13 protein-coding genes and 1 pseudogene are annotated in these 16,773 nt (G+C 68.7%); 3 read left to right on the plus strand and 11 right to left on the minus strand.

The features are described from left to right. Positions 1-617: 617 nt before the first annotated feature. Entirely contained in the window at positions 618-1,451 is an 834-nt protein-coding gene (locus AB0B45_RS15315) for a hypothetical protein (protein WP_358130501.1), read from the minus strand. 430 nt (positions 1,452-1,881) lie between these two features. On the opposite strand from AB0B45_RS15315, the gene AB0B45_RS15320 reads away from it, so the two are divergent. Then, positions 1,882-5,682, plus strand: coding sequence for a LamG-like jellyroll fold domain-containing protein (locus AB0B45_RS15320; RefSeq protein ID WP_358130504.1), 3,801 nt, complete (start codon positions 1,882-1,884; stop codon positions 5,680-5,682). A gap of 115 nt (positions 5,683-5,797) precedes the next feature. Beyond that, positions 5,798-6,328, plus strand: coding sequence for a hypothetical protein (locus AB0B45_RS15325; RefSeq protein WP_358130507.1), 531 nt, complete (start codon positions 5,798-5,800; stop codon positions 6,326-6,328). A 370-nt stretch (positions 6,329-6,698) separates the two neighbouring features. On the opposite strand, the gene AB0B45_RS15330 is transcribed toward AB0B45_RS15325, so the two are convergent. After that, positions 6,699-7,010, minus strand: a complete 312-nt coding sequence (locus AB0B45_RS15330; RefSeq protein ID WP_358130509.1) for a hypothetical protein — start codon at positions 7,008-7,010, stop codon at positions 6,699-6,701. A 161-nt stretch (positions 7,011-7,171) separates the two neighbouring features. On the opposite strand from AB0B45_RS15330, the gene AB0B45_RS15335 reads away from it, so the two are divergent. Further along, complete coding sequence (locus tag AB0B45_RS15335; RefSeq protein WP_358130512.1) at positions 7,172-8,224, plus strand: phosphotransferase; 1,053 nt, start codon at positions 7,172-7,174, stop codon at positions 8,222-8,224. A gap of 24 nt (positions 8,225-8,248) precedes the next feature. Here AB0B45_RS15335 and AB0B45_RS15340 read toward each other — a convergent pair whose 3' ends face one another. The 9 genes and pseudogenes from AB0B45_RS15340 to AB0B45_RS15380 form a co-directional block, all read right to left on the minus strand. Continuing rightward, positions 8,249-9,478, minus strand: a complete 1,230-nt coding sequence (locus AB0B45_RS15340) for a DegT/DnrJ/EryC1/StrS family aminotransferase (RefSeq protein ID WP_358130515.1) — start codon at positions 9,476-9,478, stop codon at positions 8,249-8,251. Beyond that, positions 9,475-10,458, minus strand: a complete 984-nt coding sequence (locus AB0B45_RS15345; RefSeq protein ID WP_358130517.1) for a phosphotransferase — start codon at positions 10,456-10,458, stop codon at positions 9,475-9,477. Before AB0B45_RS15345 ends, AB0B45_RS15340 begins: the two co-directional genes overlap by 4 nt. Next, the gene (locus AB0B45_RS15350) at positions 10,445-10,726 is read right to left on the minus strand and encodes a hypothetical protein (protein WP_358131095.1); all 282 of its coding nucleotides are present in this window, start codon (positions 10,724-10,726) and stop codon (positions 10,445-10,447) included. The genes AB0B45_RS15345 and AB0B45_RS15350 overlap by 14 nt, the downstream gene beginning before the upstream one ends. Before the next feature lie 421 nt (positions 10,727-11,147). Further along, positions 11,148-11,552, minus strand: a pseudogene (locus AB0B45_RS15355) (Gfo/Idh/MocA family oxidoreductase); the annotation flags it as partial. Further along, a complete protein-coding gene (locus tag AB0B45_RS15360) occupies positions 11,441-12,070 on the minus strand; it encodes a hypothetical protein (RefSeq protein ID WP_358130520.1) in 630 nt (209 codons plus the stop codon). The gene AB0B45_RS15360 and the pseudogene AB0B45_RS15355, both read right to left, overlap by 112 nt. Then, a complete protein-coding gene (locus AB0B45_RS15365) occupies positions 12,067-13,587 on the minus strand; it encodes a hypothetical protein (RefSeq protein WP_358130522.1) in 1,521 nt (506 codons plus the stop codon). The genes AB0B45_RS15360 and AB0B45_RS15365 overlap by 4 nt, the downstream gene beginning before the upstream one ends. Beyond that, the gene (locus AB0B45_RS15370) at positions 13,577-14,452 is read right to left on the minus strand and encodes a glycosyltransferase family 8 protein (RefSeq protein WP_358130524.1); all 876 of its coding nucleotides are present in this window, start codon (positions 14,450-14,452) and stop codon (positions 13,577-13,579) included. The genes AB0B45_RS15365 and AB0B45_RS15370 overlap by 11 nt, the downstream gene beginning before the upstream one ends. Next, entirely contained in the window at positions 14,449-15,522 is a 1,074-nt protein-coding gene (locus AB0B45_RS15375) for an NAD-dependent epimerase/dehydratase family protein (RefSeq protein WP_358130527.1), read from the minus strand. Before AB0B45_RS15375 ends, AB0B45_RS15370 begins: the two co-directional genes overlap by 4 nt. After that, positions 15,519-16,682: an adenosylhomocysteinase gene (locus AB0B45_RS15380; RefSeq protein WP_358130529.1), complete on the minus strand. Its 1,164-nt coding sequence runs from the start codon at positions 16,680-16,682 to the stop codon at positions 15,519-15,521. Before AB0B45_RS15380 ends, AB0B45_RS15375 begins: the two co-directional genes overlap by 4 nt. Positions 16,683-16,773 lie beyond the last annotated feature (91 nt).

Consider the following 16,773-nt stretch of genomic DNA (forward strand, 5'->3'; position numbering starts at 1 on the left):
CGAGTCGCGGTACGCGACGACGGGGTCAAAGGCCACCCCACCTGGGCATACGCGCCCGCCCACCCGTCGCGTTCAAATCAACCCCGCGCACCCCCCGGCGCGTGCAGGAGAGCACGAGCACCCAGTCAACGAGCCTCGCCACGTAGAAGCTGCTCCCAGAGTCGCTCCGCGACCCAAGTGACTGACCAGTCCGACTCGTGCACCACGACGCCATCGCCGTACCGCACAGTGCGCCTGATGAAGGACAGCCCACCCGCCAGGCAGAACTCGAACAACACCTCGCCGCACTCGCACGTGTGCGCCCGGACCCGAACCCTGTCGCACCGCAGCGCTGGCAGCGACCAATCGATCACGCGATACCCGGCCCGCACAGCAGCAGTGTGCGTCCCGTGGAACGCTTCCAGGATCCCCATGTCCGTCTCCGCAGGTCAGCTGCACATCGTGTCAGCTGCCAGTACACGGTCGGCCTGCCGCCGGGGTCACGGTGACATAGAGGAGCATGCACGGACACGCATTTCCCGTTCGGCTCCCGCGGAGGGCGAGAACGGTGGTACGGCCAACTTCGAGCAGCTCTGCGGTTGCTCACGAGTGATGTGCCAGGGAAGTGCTGGGATCGCTCAGGCGGTCATCGCAAGGAAGCTCTGCACAACCGGTACATCCTTGTGGTGCAGCAGGCCGCTTCGGAGCTCGTCCAGCGCGCTCGTGCCGCGTGCAGAGTCCACGCCACCCATCAAGTCCAGGACCCGCTCGGCTGTCTCGACGGCCGCATCCAGCTCATCCAGCGCCAAGTACGCCTCGGCATGCCTCGCCAGGTAGATGGCCCCGCCTTCCTCGCCGGATACGCGGTGGACTCTGCCTGATGGGATCGCGGTGGTCTCGTCGACCGGCAGGTTCGCCTCGCCAGGGTTCTCCTGATCGGGCGTCTCCTCGTCGGCGGGTGCCTGCCGCGGCGCGAGCCTGTCGGGATTGGCCGGATCGTGCTGCGGGATCAGCACCGGCTCGCCGTCGATCTCGGCCTCGAGGTCCTGGCCACGCCGCTTCATCTCCAGCACCGACAGAACCCGCCAGTCCTCGCCGGTCTGCTGCTCGGTGAACGCGTCGGTCTTCGGGCGGATGACGATCCAGCCTTCTCCAGCCACGACCAGGTGCGGGCCAAATGCGGCCAGCAGCTTCGACTGGCCGACTGGCCCGCCGCCGATGCTGGCGACGAGCTCTGCGGCGCGGTGCGAGTCCGGGTACGGCTTGACGGTGCCGTCGTCGTCGCGGCGGCCGGCGAACAGGCGCCCTTTGCCCATCGCGTTGCCGATCCACGCGGCCGCAAACCGCACTTCGGGGGTGTTGTCGTAGTAGCCCCAGGCGCTGTGCTGCCACGACTGGTCGGGTTCGGCGACCTGGTGGCGGAAGCGGCGTACCGTCCAGCGCTGGGCAGCGGCAACGAGATCGCGCGCCACCTTCACGACGATGTGGTCACGGCATGGGCCCCCGAGCAGACGTTGCACGCCCGGCCCACAGCTCAGCGGCGCAGCCGTCAGCCTACCGGTCTGGCTACGACGAGCCTGTGAGCACGGCTTGGTCTTTCAACTGGCTGACAGCGGGCCGCACCGAGTTCGAGGACCGCAGCGTCCACTACATCCGATTCGTTATGAACAGGCTTCTTTACTTTTACAAGTTCCTTATGTCACGATCATCCGGTTTGCCAGTTGATCAAGAAAGGCCGGCGTGACATCACATCGACCGAGGTCCCGCGCGTTAACCCCTGGTTACCGCCGTGCTTCACTGCTCGCAGCCCTTGCGCTGACCGCCTCACTAACCACAGCACCGGCTTCTGCGCAGCCCACACCACCGGCCCCCCAAGCTCCACCGGCGACCCTGCCCGAGGCCGTGAAATCGGCCCAGCGGGAAGCCAAGAAGTCCAACAAGCGGGTCGAAATCGCCTCTTACCGAAGCGAGACCGCCACAACCTTCGCGAATCCTGACGGTAAGACCCTGCACACCGAAGTGCACACCACCCCGATCCGCGTGAACAAGGGCGGCACCTGGCAGACCGTCGACCCCACGCTGGTGGAGGAGAACGGGGTCATCCGGCCCAAGGCCGTCAACGGCGACCTTGTCCTGTCATCGGGCGGCGAAGCGCCTCTGGTGAAGGTGAAGAACGTCAAGGGCAAGGCGGCAGTCTTCGGACCAGGCCAACTGCCCAAACCTGAGCTGGCCGGAAACACCGCCACCTACAAGTCGGCTTACGGCGAAGGCGTCGATCTGGTCGTCACCGCCACCGCCACCGGGTTCACCCACGAAGCCGTGATCCGCGAACGTCCTTCCGGCGATTTGACGCTACGCGTCCCCGTCGATCTCCCCAAGGGTATGAAATACGGCAAGGGCTCCGACGGCACATCGGCCCTTGTGACCGAGGAGGACAACAAGTCGGTGGCTGCCATCAGCGCAGTTCCGATGTTGGACGCCTTAGCCACAGGCAGCCCGGATGCCGGACACACGGGCACGGCGACCACCGCGGTGGATCAGGGCGCCGACGATTCAGCCGTCGTTGTCACGCCCGACGATCAGTTCCTGGCCGACCCCGCGGTCGTCTATCCGGTAAGAGTGGCTCTGCCCTCCGACGACTGGACCGGCACCGGCATCGACGGTGACACGTTCGTCAACAACGCCGCATACCCAAATGGGGCATCCAACAACAACCTGAACCGTGTCATCGTCGGCAAGTCCAACACCGGCACCGTCACGTGGCGCGGCTACATCCGCTTCAACATCAAGGGCACCCCCCTTGAAGGCGGCACGGTTGAGAACGCCGACCTGCGGTTGTGGAACTACGACACCAACAACTGCAGTGACACCGCCACCCCTGGAGTCGTCGCCCGCCGGGTGAACGCCGACTGGCAGATGTCGACCCTGACCTGGAACAACCAGCCCTCGGTAACTGTCAACGGACAGGAGGGAAATCGAGGCGCCTACGGCATTAACTGCCCCGAAGGCGAAGGCGAGCTGTACTACTCCATCGAGCAGATGGTCCAGGCCTGGATGGACGGCAGCCCCGACTACGGCGTCCAGCTCAGCTCCGCCAGCGAAGATGTGCCGACCAACTGGCGCTGGTACCGCTCCAACGAATACGGCTACGACGGCTGGCCCGGCGAACCCCGCGGACCCGTACTCATCATCAAGTACGTGCCTAAGCCCGTCCAACCCAAGGCGCGGGGGTTCATCATCCCCGGCCCCACCGACGGCACTCCTCCCACTGTCGAAGAGGTCGCGGCCCATCTCGTCGAAGACGCCGCTCACCCGACGCTTCCGATCCTCGACGCGGAGCAGACGCGCGCTCTGCGCGAGGACGCCAAGGACACCTTCATGCACGACTCCGGATACGGCTTCCACCCAGTGGAGGAAGCCACCCGTGAAGAGTGGTTGGCAGCCTTGGATCCAGCGGAGGAGACCGCAGAACCTGAGACGGACTCCATACCTCCTGTGGTCGTTTCCACTGACCCCGCCGCGAACGCAAACGATGTTCCGGTCTCGGCCGGCGTACGAGTGACTTTCGACGAGCCGGTGGCGAATCCGGTGTTCACCCTCAAGGACGCTGCCGGGACTCCCGTGCAAGGGGCGGTGACCTTCTCCGGCACCATGGTGAGCTTCGTGCCCGCGCAACCGTTGGCCACTACCACGACCTACACGGCTGAGATCAGCGGCACGGTCGATGTGGACGGCAACGCCATGGCCGCCCCTCATTCGTGGAGCTTCACCACAGCGTCCACTTCTACGCCGGTCGAGGGCTTGGTCGCCGCGTATGGAATGGAAGAGGGTACGGGTACGTCGGTAGGCGACGCATCAGGCCTGGGCAACACCGGTGAGGCCCGAGACACCACCTGGGTGGCCGGCAAGCACGGTCAGGCGCTCGCCTTCAACGGCAGTAGCAGCTGGATCACTGTCGCCGATGCACCGTCCTTGCGCCTGAACACGGGGATGACCCTGTCCGCCTGGGTCAAACCCGCCACTCTCTCTAGCTGGCGCACGGTGATCCTCAAGGAGTTGCCGAGCAGCAATAACGCTTCCTATGGCCTGTATGCCTCCAACGGCATTGGTAACCCCTCCGGGTGGCTATACCGCGGCAGTGTGGGCGCAATCTCGGCCACCTCACCTCTGCCGCTGGACACGTGGAGCCACGTCGCTGTGACCTACGACGGCACCACGGCGCGCCTGTACGTCGACGGCAACCCCGCTGCGGAGACACCCATGGTCGGGTCACTCGACGAGTCCGACGGCCCGCTAGACATCGGCGGCAACGGCGTCTGGGGTGAGTTCTTCCAAGGCGAGATCGATGAAGTCCGGATCTACAACATCGCCCAAAACTCGCAACAGATCTCGACCGACATGAACACGCCCATCGTCGGTTCGGCGGCTCACGCCGCCACGACCGCCCGACAGCCTCAGGCCGGCATCAGTATGCCCGTCGACGGCGCTCTCGCCCCGCCGCCAGCCCCCTCCTCGACCGCCAAAGCCGCTCAGGTAATGGCTGACCCCTTCCCGTACGGCCGCGTCGACCAGAAGAAATGCCAGGACAGCCGGCCACCCAACTCGGTCACTATGCGATGGATTAGAAACTCGTTCAACGTCTGCTACACCGCCCTAATCGGCGAAACGTTGGAGGTCCAAGGGGTCCCGACGAATCAGATGTGGGCCGCACGTATCAGCGTCGTCGTGCATTCCTACGTGGGTTACACGAACGGCAACACGGCCGCTCGCGGCCTGCCGGGCGCTCACAGTCGACAGATCAAGGTATGGATCAAAGTCGACAAATTCTTTCCAGGGAATTTCCCTGGTGCCGCGACTCGCCAATTTTCGGTGCACGCCAACAATACCAGTTCGTGTACGTCCGATAAGCCGGACGGGGTCTCTGATACCGCATATTCCTGGACCCAGGGCGCCGACCGCGAGATTACTCTGACATCGCCAACCGCCAACTCCCCTGCACCGGAACACTTCGGGTACTGCGCGATCCAGCCCTCGGTCTATTATCCCGATACGGATGATCCGGCAAAACGAGTTGGAAAGCTTGACAATGAGCGAGTGGAGTTCCGCTGCGACTCGCTCCAGATCTTCCACTATGCTGGCGGCTGCGTCGTGTGGAGCGCCCGTCCCACCTGGCACCTAGACGGCAACGAAGAGGCTTCAAAGCAAACGGCAGCCCACATCTGGAAGGCTCTTAACGACCCGCAGGCTACGGACACGAAGTATCCCGGCCAGACCAAGAAGATCCCCGGGAAGTATAACCCCGCCGACCGTGGATGCAAGAGCCAATCCGGATGTCTGACCCGATCCATGAGCGACAGAAAAGTCAAAGGCAGCGTATCCAACCTGAATTACCGAGCAGCGAAACGCGAGTGCCGGAAGCTCAATACAAGCGGCTTCACAAAGCCGAGCTGCGATGAGTACCCCTTTGCCTCCACGCATGAGGGAGTTGGACACGCAGGCATCAACTACTCCGTCGCGATCGTAGAGTGCAACGACAACTCCAGCGGCGGCACTAAGCTCAAGAACTGGTACTTCTGGAACAGAGTCCTGGAAAAGGATCCATTCTGGGTGCATGTAACCAAGGATGGCCAGACACCGCCAGAAGATCTCATCCTACCGGACGTACCGCCGGAAGATATCACCCCCGACGGGTGCGACCAGTAATTAGCATGAGCCGTCCGCCGACAAATGCGTCCAGTCGGCGGACGGCCTTATTCGCCAGGATCAGAGCCGCCGCGGATCGAGCAGCCTGAGAGACCAAAGAAAGCAAGCGATATTCATGGCTGACGCGCAATACTATGAATGGTTTTCGAATAAGTTCGACTACGTCAATACCTTTACCTGGTGCTCCAACACCTCACCAGAGAAGGTTATGACTGCATACGGCATACAAGCCGAGAGCACACAGGCAGGAACTTTCGGCGAACTCGGCGAGTTTCGCCTCCTCGCCGGACGGCTTGGCAACGGTGTGCTCGTCATCCAGCCGAACGACTACTTTGCACGCGCAACACTCGTCGCCCTGTCCCATCACGGCCCATGCCTGGGCGTCGCATGGGGTGACTTCGTGCCGCCGCGAGTCGAATATTTGACGGAAGGTCAACTCGTCACCTCATTCGATCCATTCGACTGGGATTGGAACCCGGCTCCCAATTCTGCGAGCGTCGAGCAGTGGGTTGCCACCACGCCCGCCGGCAAGGAGCTCTGGGAAGAAGACTGGGGTCTCGCCACGCTCATGACCGCCGAAGCACTATGCCAGGCCGCAGTAGACGAAGCGTGGATGCAGGCCGTACACCTGGCTGTTCCTACCTGATCGGAGGAATAGCGTCGACGGCAGCCGGCGAACACGCGGCCTTGCCCATCGCGTTGCCGATCCATGCGGCTGGGAACCGGACTTCGGGGGTGTTGTTGCGGTAGCCCCAGGCGCGGTGCTGCCACGGCTGGTCGGGTTCCGCGAGACGCGCGCGGAAGCGGCGTACCGTTCACCGCTGGGCGGCCGCGACGAGATCGCGCGCCACCCTCACGACGAGCCACCGGGCTGGAAAGTGGTCACGGCAGGGGCCCCCGAAGACACAGGATGCTCGGCCCACAGCTCAGCGGCGCTCCACCAGCCTACTGGGCGGCCTCGCGCAGTCTGATGAACGCGGCGTGCCAGCCCGGCCTGGCCGAAGCGTCACCCCCGATCACCTGATCTTGCGGGCCACGCGTTCGCCCACGACGAGGTCGGGTCGGCGTGGGGCGTCTGCTCGTTGGCGGTCGCGTCGCTTCTTGGCTTCGGTGAGGTCGACGACTTCGACCAGGTCGGCCAGGTCGACGTGCTGTGCGACCTGGCGCACATTCCAGGCATAGGCGATCAAGTAGCGGCGGCCTGCGATCCATTGGGATACGCGCAGGCACGGGCGGCCGTTGAGGATGATCAGCTCGATCTCGTGGCCGGCGGCGGGGCGCCAGATCGGCAGGCCGGGAGCATAAACGATTCGGACATACAGTCCCATACGGGACATGGTGGTGTCGGGGCGCCCATCGCGAGATCCGCGAGGTAGTGAGCGTCGTCGTGCGCGGCAAGGACGCCCCAGGCGGGGTCCATCAGCCGCGGATGGCACAGGCCGAGCCGTTCAACCGGTGCCTCCCACAGCCGCGGCGTAGGCTGCTCCACGTGACCGCAGCCACCACAGGGACCCGACGCCACGACGTCGCAGATGACCTCCCCCGGCTCCAGGAAGCGTTCCGGCTCGGCCCACTCGACGCCGCTGACCTGCAGTACCTCACCGACGGGATGATGAACCGCAATTGGCGGGTCCGCACCAGCCGGGCGACCTACGCGCTCAAGCAGATCCTCGACGTGCCTCTCTCGACGGCCCGCCGTAACCTGCGAGTTCAGATAATGCTCGCCGCTGACGAGCTGCCCGCGAGCTCGCCAGAAGTGAGCGTCGACGGTGACGTCGTCGTCGAGGTGGGCGACCGCGGCTACTGCCTCCTCCCGTGGGTGGATGGCGCGCACCTGCCCGGCTTGGATCTGTCGCTGGACCAGGCCGAGCAGCTTGGCCATCTGATCGGTCGCATCCATCAGCGGCTGAACAGCCTCCCCCCGGAGTCCGGTCTGGCCCAGGCGCCCGCAACTCCCAGGTCCAAGGTGACCGACCCTGCTGTGGCCACCGCCGAGGCGGACCGCTACCTGAGATTGATCTCCGCCCTTGATGTTCCACAGCCGTTCGACCTGGCGGCCGCCGAACTGCTGGAGCAGCGCAAAACCCTCATCGACAAATACGCCGACCAGCGGCCTTCCAACGACGCGTCGGCTGGGCCGGCCGGATGGACGCACGGCGACCTGCAGCACCGCAACGTCCTGTGGCGCGACGGGCAGATCGCTGCCGTTCTGGACTGGGATCGTATCCGGATACGACCGTTCGCCGAGGAAGTCACCCGCACCGCGACAGTCCAGTTCTCCTCCTCAACCGGGCTGCTGGACCTGGACCGGATCGCAGCGTTCGCAGCCGGCTACCGCCGCATGGTACGGCTGCTGCCGGAGGACCTAGCCGACGCTCTCGACCGGCTGTGGTGGAAACGCATGTCGGACTTCTGGCAGCTGGACTTCCACTACGACCGGGGCGATCACGGCGCCGACGAATTGTTCGCCCCAGCGGAGCGGTTGCTGGCCTGGTGGACCGGCCGCCGGGAAGAGGTACAGGCCGCGTTCACAGCGGCGTAACACTCCCCGGCTCGTGGAGCGCGGTCAGGCAGCAGGCATGGTGCAGGCGAGCGCAGCGGCCAGAGCGGCGCCGACCTGCTCCATGTAGTCGTCCGCGGGCACGTCGGGGACTTTGATCACGAGCATCTGTCGGCGTGCCTCGTAGTAGTTCGGGAAGTCCTCGCGTCGTGGCGGCCGGTACTGGCCGCGCAGGTGTGGCCAGTAGCGTGCCAGCAGGTTCGGCTGTTGCAGCAGCGGGGTGGTCAGCCAGTCGGGGTACGGCGGCCGCACCGGAACCCCTCGGGCGGAGCACGCGGCGTGCAGCGCTTCAGGGTCCGCGACAGGTTCGGTGACGATTAGCGGGGTTCCGTACCAGCCGCGCACCGACCCCGGTTCGAGTGCTGGCGCGGTGACCGGCAGATCCTGGCCTACGATCAGCTGCAGCAGGGTGGACAGGTTCTCCTCGGCGGCCGCCATGCGCTCCGGCAGGCTCGTCAGCTGGTGGCGGGCAATGACCGCCGACAGCGGCGGCATCCGGAACTTGTACAGCGCTCCGGCGTCGGCGAGCGGCAGCAGGTCCGTGTGTGTCAGCTCGGCGGCCAGCCGGTGGGGGTGGTGGCCGACGGTCAGCGCCCGCTCGTACACGCCGCGGTCGGAGGTCGTCATCACCCCTCCTTCGCCGCCGGAGACGGCTTTCGCCTCCTGGAAGCTGAAACAGCCGGCCGCGCCCCACGACCCGACAGGCCGGGATCGGTAGAGCGCGCCGTGGGCGTGGGAGCAGTCCTCCACGACCGGCAGGTCAGCGGCGCCGACCAGCGCGTCCATCGGGGCCGGGATGCCCCACGCATGGGTGACCATCGCCGCTGAGCAGCGCGGCGCTGCGGCGGCCAGAGCGGCGGCGGCCAGATGGGTAGAGGCGGGTTCGATGTCGCCGAACACCGGGAAGCTGCCGGCGTGGAAGGCGACGGTGATGGCGGACATCCACGTCATCGGCGACATGACGACGCCCGCGTCCGGGTCGACTCCGACGGCGTGCAGCGCCGCGTGCAGCGAGGCGGTGCCCGAGTTGAACGACAACGCGTACCGGGTGCTGACGAGGCGGGCCACGTCGTCTTCGAGCGCGGCAGTCGCTGGGCCTCGCCAGGTTTCCGACAGGCGGCCGCCGTTCATGAGCGCGAGAATGGCGTCGCGCTCGCCGGCGCCGTACTTGGGGCGGCGGGGGAATGGCAGCGTCACCACGGGGGTTCCGCCGGTCGGCACGGCAGGACAGGTCATGGCAGCTCCTCGAGGGCTGAGGCGGCGGTGACGAGCGGCGCAAGGCGCGGCCGGTCGGCGGCGATGTCCAGCAGGTCTGCGCGGATCTGTGCGGCGCGGAGCCGGGCAGCGGCGGGATAGCCGGATCGCAGATGGAAGGTGAGCAGGGCAGCGGCGATCCGGAGCCGGTAGAGGGCCAGCGCCCACACGGTGACGGGGTCTGGCCGGTGCGGGAAGTAGCCGCCGAGCATGGCGGTGGTGAGGTCGGGGTGCTCGGTGAGGCTCCAGGCGGCGACGTCGGTGAGCGGGTCACCGCCCCGGACGGATTCGAGGTCGACGACGCCGGTGACGCGCCCGCCGTCGGCGATGAGGTGGCGGCCGCCGCAGTCGCCATGCAGCAGCCGAGGCGCCACGTCGCCGAGCACAGGCAGGTGGCGGCGCAGCGTGGCATGGACGGCGGCTAGGAGCGGCGCCGGGTCGGGGGCATCCGCTGCCGACCCGGTGAGCGGCGGCGGGGACAGCAGCCACTCGCGCAGCGAGCGGTACCGGCCGCGCCCGGACGGGTCAAGCTGGCCGAACCCGGCGGCAGGCACGGTGTGCAGGAGCCTCAGGATCCGGCCGGCATCGACGGCGCCGACCAGCTCGGCGTCGCCGGGAGGGCGCGCTGTGCCCGGTCGCTGGTGGATGGGTTCGGCGGCCAGCGCCTGGCCGGCGCAGCGGGTCTCGACGCAGATCCGGTCGTTGTGCCACAGGACGGTGGGAGTGGGAACGCCGGTGGCGGTCATCGCCGCAGCCGCCCACACTGCGGTGCCGTACCGGGTCCGGGTGTGCCGTGCGGCTTTCACCACCAGGGGGCGGCCGTCGGCGTGGCTGGCGGTGAACACGTGATTGTTAGTGCCGCCGACGTGCTGGATGAGGCCGTCGTCCGACAGGTGTATCCCGGCGCCGACCAGCTCGCCGATAATCTGTCCGGTGGGCGGGGGCGGGTCAGGGTGCTGCATGCCTGAACTCCGGCACCCGCGGGACGGGCACGGCCCGTCCCTGGTCGTTGGCCGAGGCGAGGGCGGCGTCCAGCAGGGCGATGGACCCGAGACTCCCGCTGCCGTCCACGGCCGCGCCCCCGTGTACGGCATTCAGCATGTCGGCGATGCACAGCTGGTATCCCGGGATGCTTTCGGGCAGCGTCGTTGTGTGGAAGGCGTCGTCGCGGCCGGCGGTTTCCAGGATGGCGGCGCCGTCCCAGCGGGCGGCGAACCCGTGGGCGTCCACCCCGCCACACGCCGGTCGCTGGGGTGCGCAGGCCGGGACCGGTGTACCCGCCTCGGTAAGTGAAGGTGGAGCCGTCGGTGAAGCTGACGGTGATGGCGGTGACGGCGCAGTGGCCGCCAAGGAACGGCAGCGGCTCCTCCACACAGCTGACGCGGGCCGGCGCCGCGCCGATCAAGTTCCTGATCTGGTCGAAGGCGTGGACGGCGAGGTCCACGGTGGCGGGCCACTCCTGCAGGGCGCGGAAGCCAGGCGTCGGCAAGGCGACGAACACCTCTGCCGTCACGGCGTATGGCGGGCTGCTGCCGGCCTGGACCGCGTCGGTGAAGGCGAGGAAACGCGGGTCGGACCCGCGGTTGCTCATCACCGCCAGGACGCGCCCGGCCTGCCGGGCCGCGCGTACCAGCTCGGCGGCGTCGGCGAGGCTGGTGGCCAGGGGTTTCTCGGTTAGCACGTGCAGTCCCGCGTCGAGGGCGAGCATCGTCGTCTCGGCGTGCGCGTCGGGCGGGGTGAGGTTGACCACCAGGTCGACGGGGTGGGCGGCCAGCACCTGCAGAAGGCTGCTGGCGTGGGCGACACCCAGGCTGTACCTCGCGGTGAGCCGGTCGGCGGCGGCCGGGTCCGGGTCCGCGACGGCGACGATCGTGACGCGCGGGTCCGCGGCCAGGACGCGCACCCACCGGGAGGCGATGGCTCCGCAGCCGACGATGGCGGCCCTCACCGCCGCCCCCTGACCGCCGCCGTGGTGGTGGGCCGCACCTGGGCGAGGTGGCGCATCACCGTGTCGGCGACCTGTGGGATCGGCGCGGCCGCGCTCACCCGGATACACAGCGGGGTGACCGGGGCGTCAGTGAAATGCGCGGCGAAGTGGCGGGTGAAGTCGCGGTCGTAGTAGAGCGTCGGCATGTTGGTGCGAGTCGCGGCGCGCGCGGCGAGCACAGCGTGATCGGCGTGCAGGTAGAACGTCACGTCCGGTACGGCGACCCGGCCCCGCCGGCGCTGCTCCTCCACCATGGTGCGGCCCGCCTGGTCGGCGTTGAGGCCGCGCATCCGGCCGATGGCGCGCAGGTGCGCCAACGGGGTGTCGGCCGTCCGGTCGAGAATCACGTCGCCGCGCGCGGCAGCCGCATCGGCCTGTTCGCACCGCAACGCTTCGACGTCCAGATGGACCGCCAGCACGTCGAGGTGGTCCTGCTCGGTACGAGGCTTAGGGTGCGACAGCAGGGAAGGGTCCGGCGCGGCGTGGTAGTAGCACGGCACGACAGGCACGCCTCCCAGGCGAGCGGCGACAGCCGCGGCCAGGCTGGTTTTGCCGGTGCAGCTCACACCCTCAAAACCGATGATCATGTGGGGGTCCTTTCTGCTGCGGCACCCGCCGCACGGTTGGCTTTCGGAGACAATGGGCTGGCTTGGCTGCAAGTGGCGGCGTGAGCGACGGCCTGCCACGGGCCGACGCTGCGCAGCAGGTAGGCGGCCAGCAGGCCGACGGCCCTACGTGCCACGCCCCGCGCCGTCGTGGTGTGCCCCTCGGCGTGGCCGAGCAGCACGACCGGCGCCACCACGCCCCACGCCAGGGCGGCGACCGCTGCGACGCGGACCGGCCACCGGTGGCGGCGGCTGACCGCCACCAGCAGGCACGCCGCCGTGCACGGGCTCGCCGACAGCCACGCCACACCCCGGTACAGGCACACGGCCAGCGCCGCCGCGTGGGCGCCGGCGGTGCCCGCTCCGGCGGCGCTGGCATGCCGGGCAACCGCCGGATAGTCGAGGTAGCTGCGGAACCAGCGGTGGCCCTGCGCGAGCGCCTCACCCGCCTGTTCGGGGGCGTCGGCCACCGTCATGACCGGCACCGGCACGACGGGGACGCGATGCATCGTCAGCTGGTAACCGAAAGGCACGTCGTCCAGGAGGGTGAACTCCGGCAGCCCGCCGACGCGGTCGAACACGTCGCCTCGGACGAACAGTCCGTGCCCCACCGGCTGCGACACTCCCGCCCGGGCCACGCCCCACCACAGCTGCCGGCCGCGGCCGATGAGCTTGCCGTAGCGGCGCGCGTAGGGGATCTCTCGCCGTAGCGTCCACAGCGTCTGCAGGTCGGCCGCGCCCTGGCACAGCGTCCGCTCCCACGCCCTGCCGCGGGCGGCGCGGCGGGCGTGCCAGGCAGGCTGCTGCAGCACCTCGGGCAGCTCCCCGTCGGCGGCCTGCCCCAGCTGAATGAACGCCAGCGTGGCGGCCATCACCGCCGGAGTGGGCCGCGAGTCGACGTCGTACACCGCCACGTAGCTGCCGGCGTCGGCGCCCAGCCGGGCCACCGCGTAGTTGACCTGTCCGGCCTTGCGGCCGCCGCCCGAGTAGTGGACGTGCCGGATCGGCAGGCCGCGGTGCCGCTCGAGTTCGCAGGCGAGCACGTCGCTGGTGAGCGGGAACCGGGCGAGGACGCGCGCGGCCGTGTGCCGGGTCAACCGGCCCGAGGCGGCCTGCTCGGCGGTCAGCGCGTCGATTTCCGCGGCGGTCAGCTGCGGGAAGCGGCGCCCCGTGATCGGCCGGTTCCCGCGCTCGGCGATCAGGCCGGCCAGGTGCTGGCGTTCGCGTTCCTCCCGCGCGGTGGTGACCACGGTGAGCGTCGAGCCGGGCAGCTCGTGCAGCAGCGCGGCGAACCAGTCCATCGCGGAGGGCACATGCTGCTGCTCGCGCAGCACCGGGACGACGATGTGCACGGGGACGGCTGCCGCCGTCGTCGTCGTGGGCGGCGGCTGCGCCAGCCACGACAGGGTGGCGCGCATCTGCCGCAGGCCGACGGCGTGGCGGGCGGCGGCCGCCACCGCCAGGCATCCGAGCGCCCACCGCGTCCGGTCACCCTTCATCGGCGGCCTCGGCGTTCACCCTGGCGAGGAGCCGCAGGTAGATGTCGCGCAGTGGTCCCTCGTGGTAGGTGACGTTCCATGGCTTGTCCGGTCCGGCGAAGTGCAGCACCGCCGCCGACGGCTCGTCGGCCAGCAGCCGCGCGAGCGGCATGAACGGTTCAGCGTCGGCGTGGTAGTAGCCGCCCCGGTCGACCAGCGGCGACAGGGCGAAGGTGTTCCACCGGCGTTCCAGCCGAACCCACTGGTCCTCGAGCGCCCAGTTCAGCGCGTCCTGATCCCACAGCGTCACCATGTCGGGGTGGTCGACCAGGAACTGGTGTGACCGCTCGAAGACCCGCTGGCGCCGGCATTCGGCCAGGTCCAGCAGCATCACGCCGCTGTTGAAGTATTCGCGGCCGGCGGGGATGTTCAGGCTCTGCCAGCCGGGCAGGGCGATGCCGGAGCCGATGACGGGGTTCTGCGGGTCGCGGACAGCGGCGACGGCCGCGCCGCCGAGCTGGCGGTGCAGCAGCGGGCGCAGGTCGCGCATGACGAGCGTGTCGGCGTCGAGGTACAGCACGACCGGTTCGTCGATGACGTCGCCGATGGCCAGCCGCAGGTAGACGGCGTCGCTGACCCAGCCCGACACGGGGTAGCCGCCCGCCGCCTGCCTCACCTGCCGCAGCTCGGCAGCCAAGCCCAGGCGGGCGGCGTTCCGGTCGATGGCGAGGGAGGCCTGCTCGCCGAGATCGTGGTGGAGCACGATCAGTCGCAGGCCGGCGTCCGGGCCGTGGGCGGCGGCCAGCGACTCCATCAGCACGCACAGCGGCCGCGCGTAGCGTTCGTCGACGCCGCACACGATCGGCGGCAGCTGGCCGCCCGTCATGACCGGACCCCGGTGGCGGCGCGCGCGGCGCCGGCCCGCAGGAGGGCTCCAGGCGTACCGCTCGCGGCGGTGGCGGCGGCGTAGACGGTGGCGGCCAGCCCGTCGGCCAGGTCGACGTGGGGCTGCCAGCCGAGTAGCCGCCGCGCCAGGCTGATGTCGGGGCAGCGGCGCTGAGGGTCGTCGACGGGCAGCTCCACGAAAGTGATCGGCGACGCGGCGGCGCACCGTTCCCGGACGAGGCGGGCCAGCTCCAGCATGCTGATCTCCTGCGGGTTGCCGATGTTGACGGGGCCGGCGTGGGCGCTGGCGGCCAGGGCGAGCAGCCCTTCGACGGTGTCGGAGACGTAGCACAGCGACCGGGTCTGGCTGCCGTCGCCGGCGACGGTCAGCAGCTCACCAGCGAGGGCCTGGCCGATGAAGGCAGGCACGGCGCGGCCGTCGCCGGGCCGCATCCTCGGCCCGTAGGTGTTGAAGATCCGTGCTATCGCCGTGTCGGTGCCGCCGTCCCTGCGGAACGACGCGGTCAACGCCTCGGCGTACCGTTTCGCCTCGTCGTACACGCTGCGCGGGCCGACCGAGTTGACGTTGCCCCAGTACTGCTCATGCTGGGGGTGCACCAGCGGGTCGCCGTACACCTCCGACGTCGACGCCAGCAGAAAACGGGCGTTTCTGGCTTGGGCGAGCTGCAGGGCATGCAGCGTGCCCATCGCCCCGGTCATGAGGGTTTCCACCGGAAGCCGCAGGTAGTCGCGGGGCGAGGCGGGCGAGGCAAGGTGCAGCACGGTGTGAACCGGCCCCGTGACGGAGAACGGCACAGTCACGTCTGCCATGATCAGCTCGAACGCCGCTTCCCTGCTCAGCCCGGCCAGGTTGTCCAGGCTGCCGGTGACGAGGTTGTCGACGCCGACGACGTTGGCCCCGAACTGGATCAGCCGCTCGCACATGTGTGAGCCGATGAACCCGGCCGCGCCGGTGACAACGACGCGCTGCCCGGTGAAGAACTGGGCAGCAGAGACCGGCGCGAGGCCGGGACGGTCAGGGCAAGGGCTGCCCATCAGGTGCTCCTTCACGATGTCAGGGGACGGTGGGTGTGGAAGGCGTCGATCCACCGGGCGGCGATCCGCCCGCGGGCCGCCGCCGGCACCTCGTACAGGCCCGGCTCGTGCGGCTCGTCCGCCAGGAGCGCCGCCGCGGCGATGATCTCCGCCTTGATCAGGTGGACGGCCGGGCCGAGCGCCGAGGTGTGCAGGAAGTTCACGGCGTTGCCGTTGCCGAGCAGCAGGAACGACCTGCCGTCGCGGTTGTGGCGTGACACGCCAGGGAGGAGCTCGTCGCGGGCGAACCCCGCCGACGGGTCGTTCAAGTCCGCCAGGTCGAACTCGTCGTCGCGGGACGTCGCGCCGGCCAGAATCGCGCCGTCGCGCAGCAGCCCCAGCTGCTGCATGCCGATGGCGCGGCTCCCGGTGGCGCTGACCACCAGATCGGCGCGCCGCATCGCCTCAGGCAAGCTCGCCGTGGCGTACCCCATAGAGATGGCCTGGGCCTGCCGTACCGGGTCAGTGTCGAGCACCGTCACGGTGACGTGCCGCGCGTGCAGCGCCGCCGCTATCCCGGTGCCGATCTTCCCGAAGCCGAGCACGCACGCCTGACGCCCAACCAGCACCTCCCCGAGCCGGCGCAGGAGCGATTCGATGGAGAACACGATCGCTCCGCCTACGAGCCGGTCTTCGGGCTCTTTCAGGGGGCTGCGGGCGACGCTGTAGAGCGGGCATGGCAGGGCGTCCAGCTCCAGGTAGCGGCGCAGACCGTTCTCGGTGTCCTCGACCACTCCGGCGATCACGCCGGGCAGGGCCGCGCACACCTCGGCCAAGGCGGGAGCGAAGTACCCGCCGATGTCGGCCAGGACCAGGCGCCGGCCGAATGCCCGTTCCTTCAGGTAGGTGGCCAACCACCCAGGGTCGGCGAACCGGGCCCGGTCCAGCGGGTCGCAGCGGTAGGACGCTGCGATCTGGTCGCGCGTGCGCCGGTCAACGGACGTCGGTTTGGGCAGAACGGCCGAGACCTGAGCGACGTGGTCCAGCGCGGTGAGGAACTCCATCTGGCCGGGAAGCAGGTGCGTGATGGCCAACGATGTGGCGCCGGTGCGCGGCATGTCCTCGGCCAGGTCAGCGAAGAACGCTTCTGCGCCCGATGCCGGCCGGACCGGTGTCCGGGCGGTGGTCACCGTCATGAGGGCACGCTCCTGCGGGAGCAGCCGGTCGCGGCGCGCTCGATGACACAGCGCGGTCGAACGCCAACGATCTCGATCTCATCCACTCGCT

The sequence above is a fragment of the Nonomuraea sp. NPDC049152 genome (genome assembly GCF_040648355.1).
Lineage (GTDB): Bacteria > Actinomycetota > Actinomycetes > Streptosporangiales > Streptosporangiaceae > Nonomuraea.

Coding starts and splice junctions, on each gene's coding strand:
- AB0B45_RS15340 (WP_358130515.1), bottom strand. CDS start 9,478: ATGACCTGTCCTGCCGTGCCGACCGGCGGAACCCCCGTGGTGACGCTG.
- AB0B45_RS15365 (WP_358130522.1), bottom strand. CDS start 13,587: ATGAAGGGTGACCGGACGCGGTGGGCGCTCGGATGCCTGGCGGTGGCG.
- AB0B45_RS15380 (WP_358130529.1), bottom strand. CDS start 16,682: ATGACGGTGACCACCGCCCGGACACCGGTCCGGCCGGCATCGGGCGCA.
- AB0B45_RS15360 (WP_358130520.1), bottom strand. CDS start 12,070: ATGATCATCGGTTTTGAGGGTGTGAGCTGCACCGGCAAAACCAGCCTG.
- AB0B45_RS15325 (WP_358130507.1), top strand. CDS start 5,798: ATGGCTGACGCGCAATACTATGAATGGTTTTCGAATAAGTTCGACTAC.
- AB0B45_RS15345 (WP_358130517.1), bottom strand. CDS start 10,458: ATGCAGCACCCTGACCCGCCCCCGCCCACCGGACAGATTATCGGCGAG.
- AB0B45_RS15330 (WP_358130509.1), bottom strand. CDS start 7,010: ATGGGACTGTATGTCCGAATCGTTTATGCTCCCGGCCTGCCGATCTGG.
- AB0B45_RS15370 (WP_358130524.1), bottom strand. CDS start 14,452: ATGACGGGCGGCCAGCTGCCGCCGATCGTGTGCGGCGTCGACGAACGC.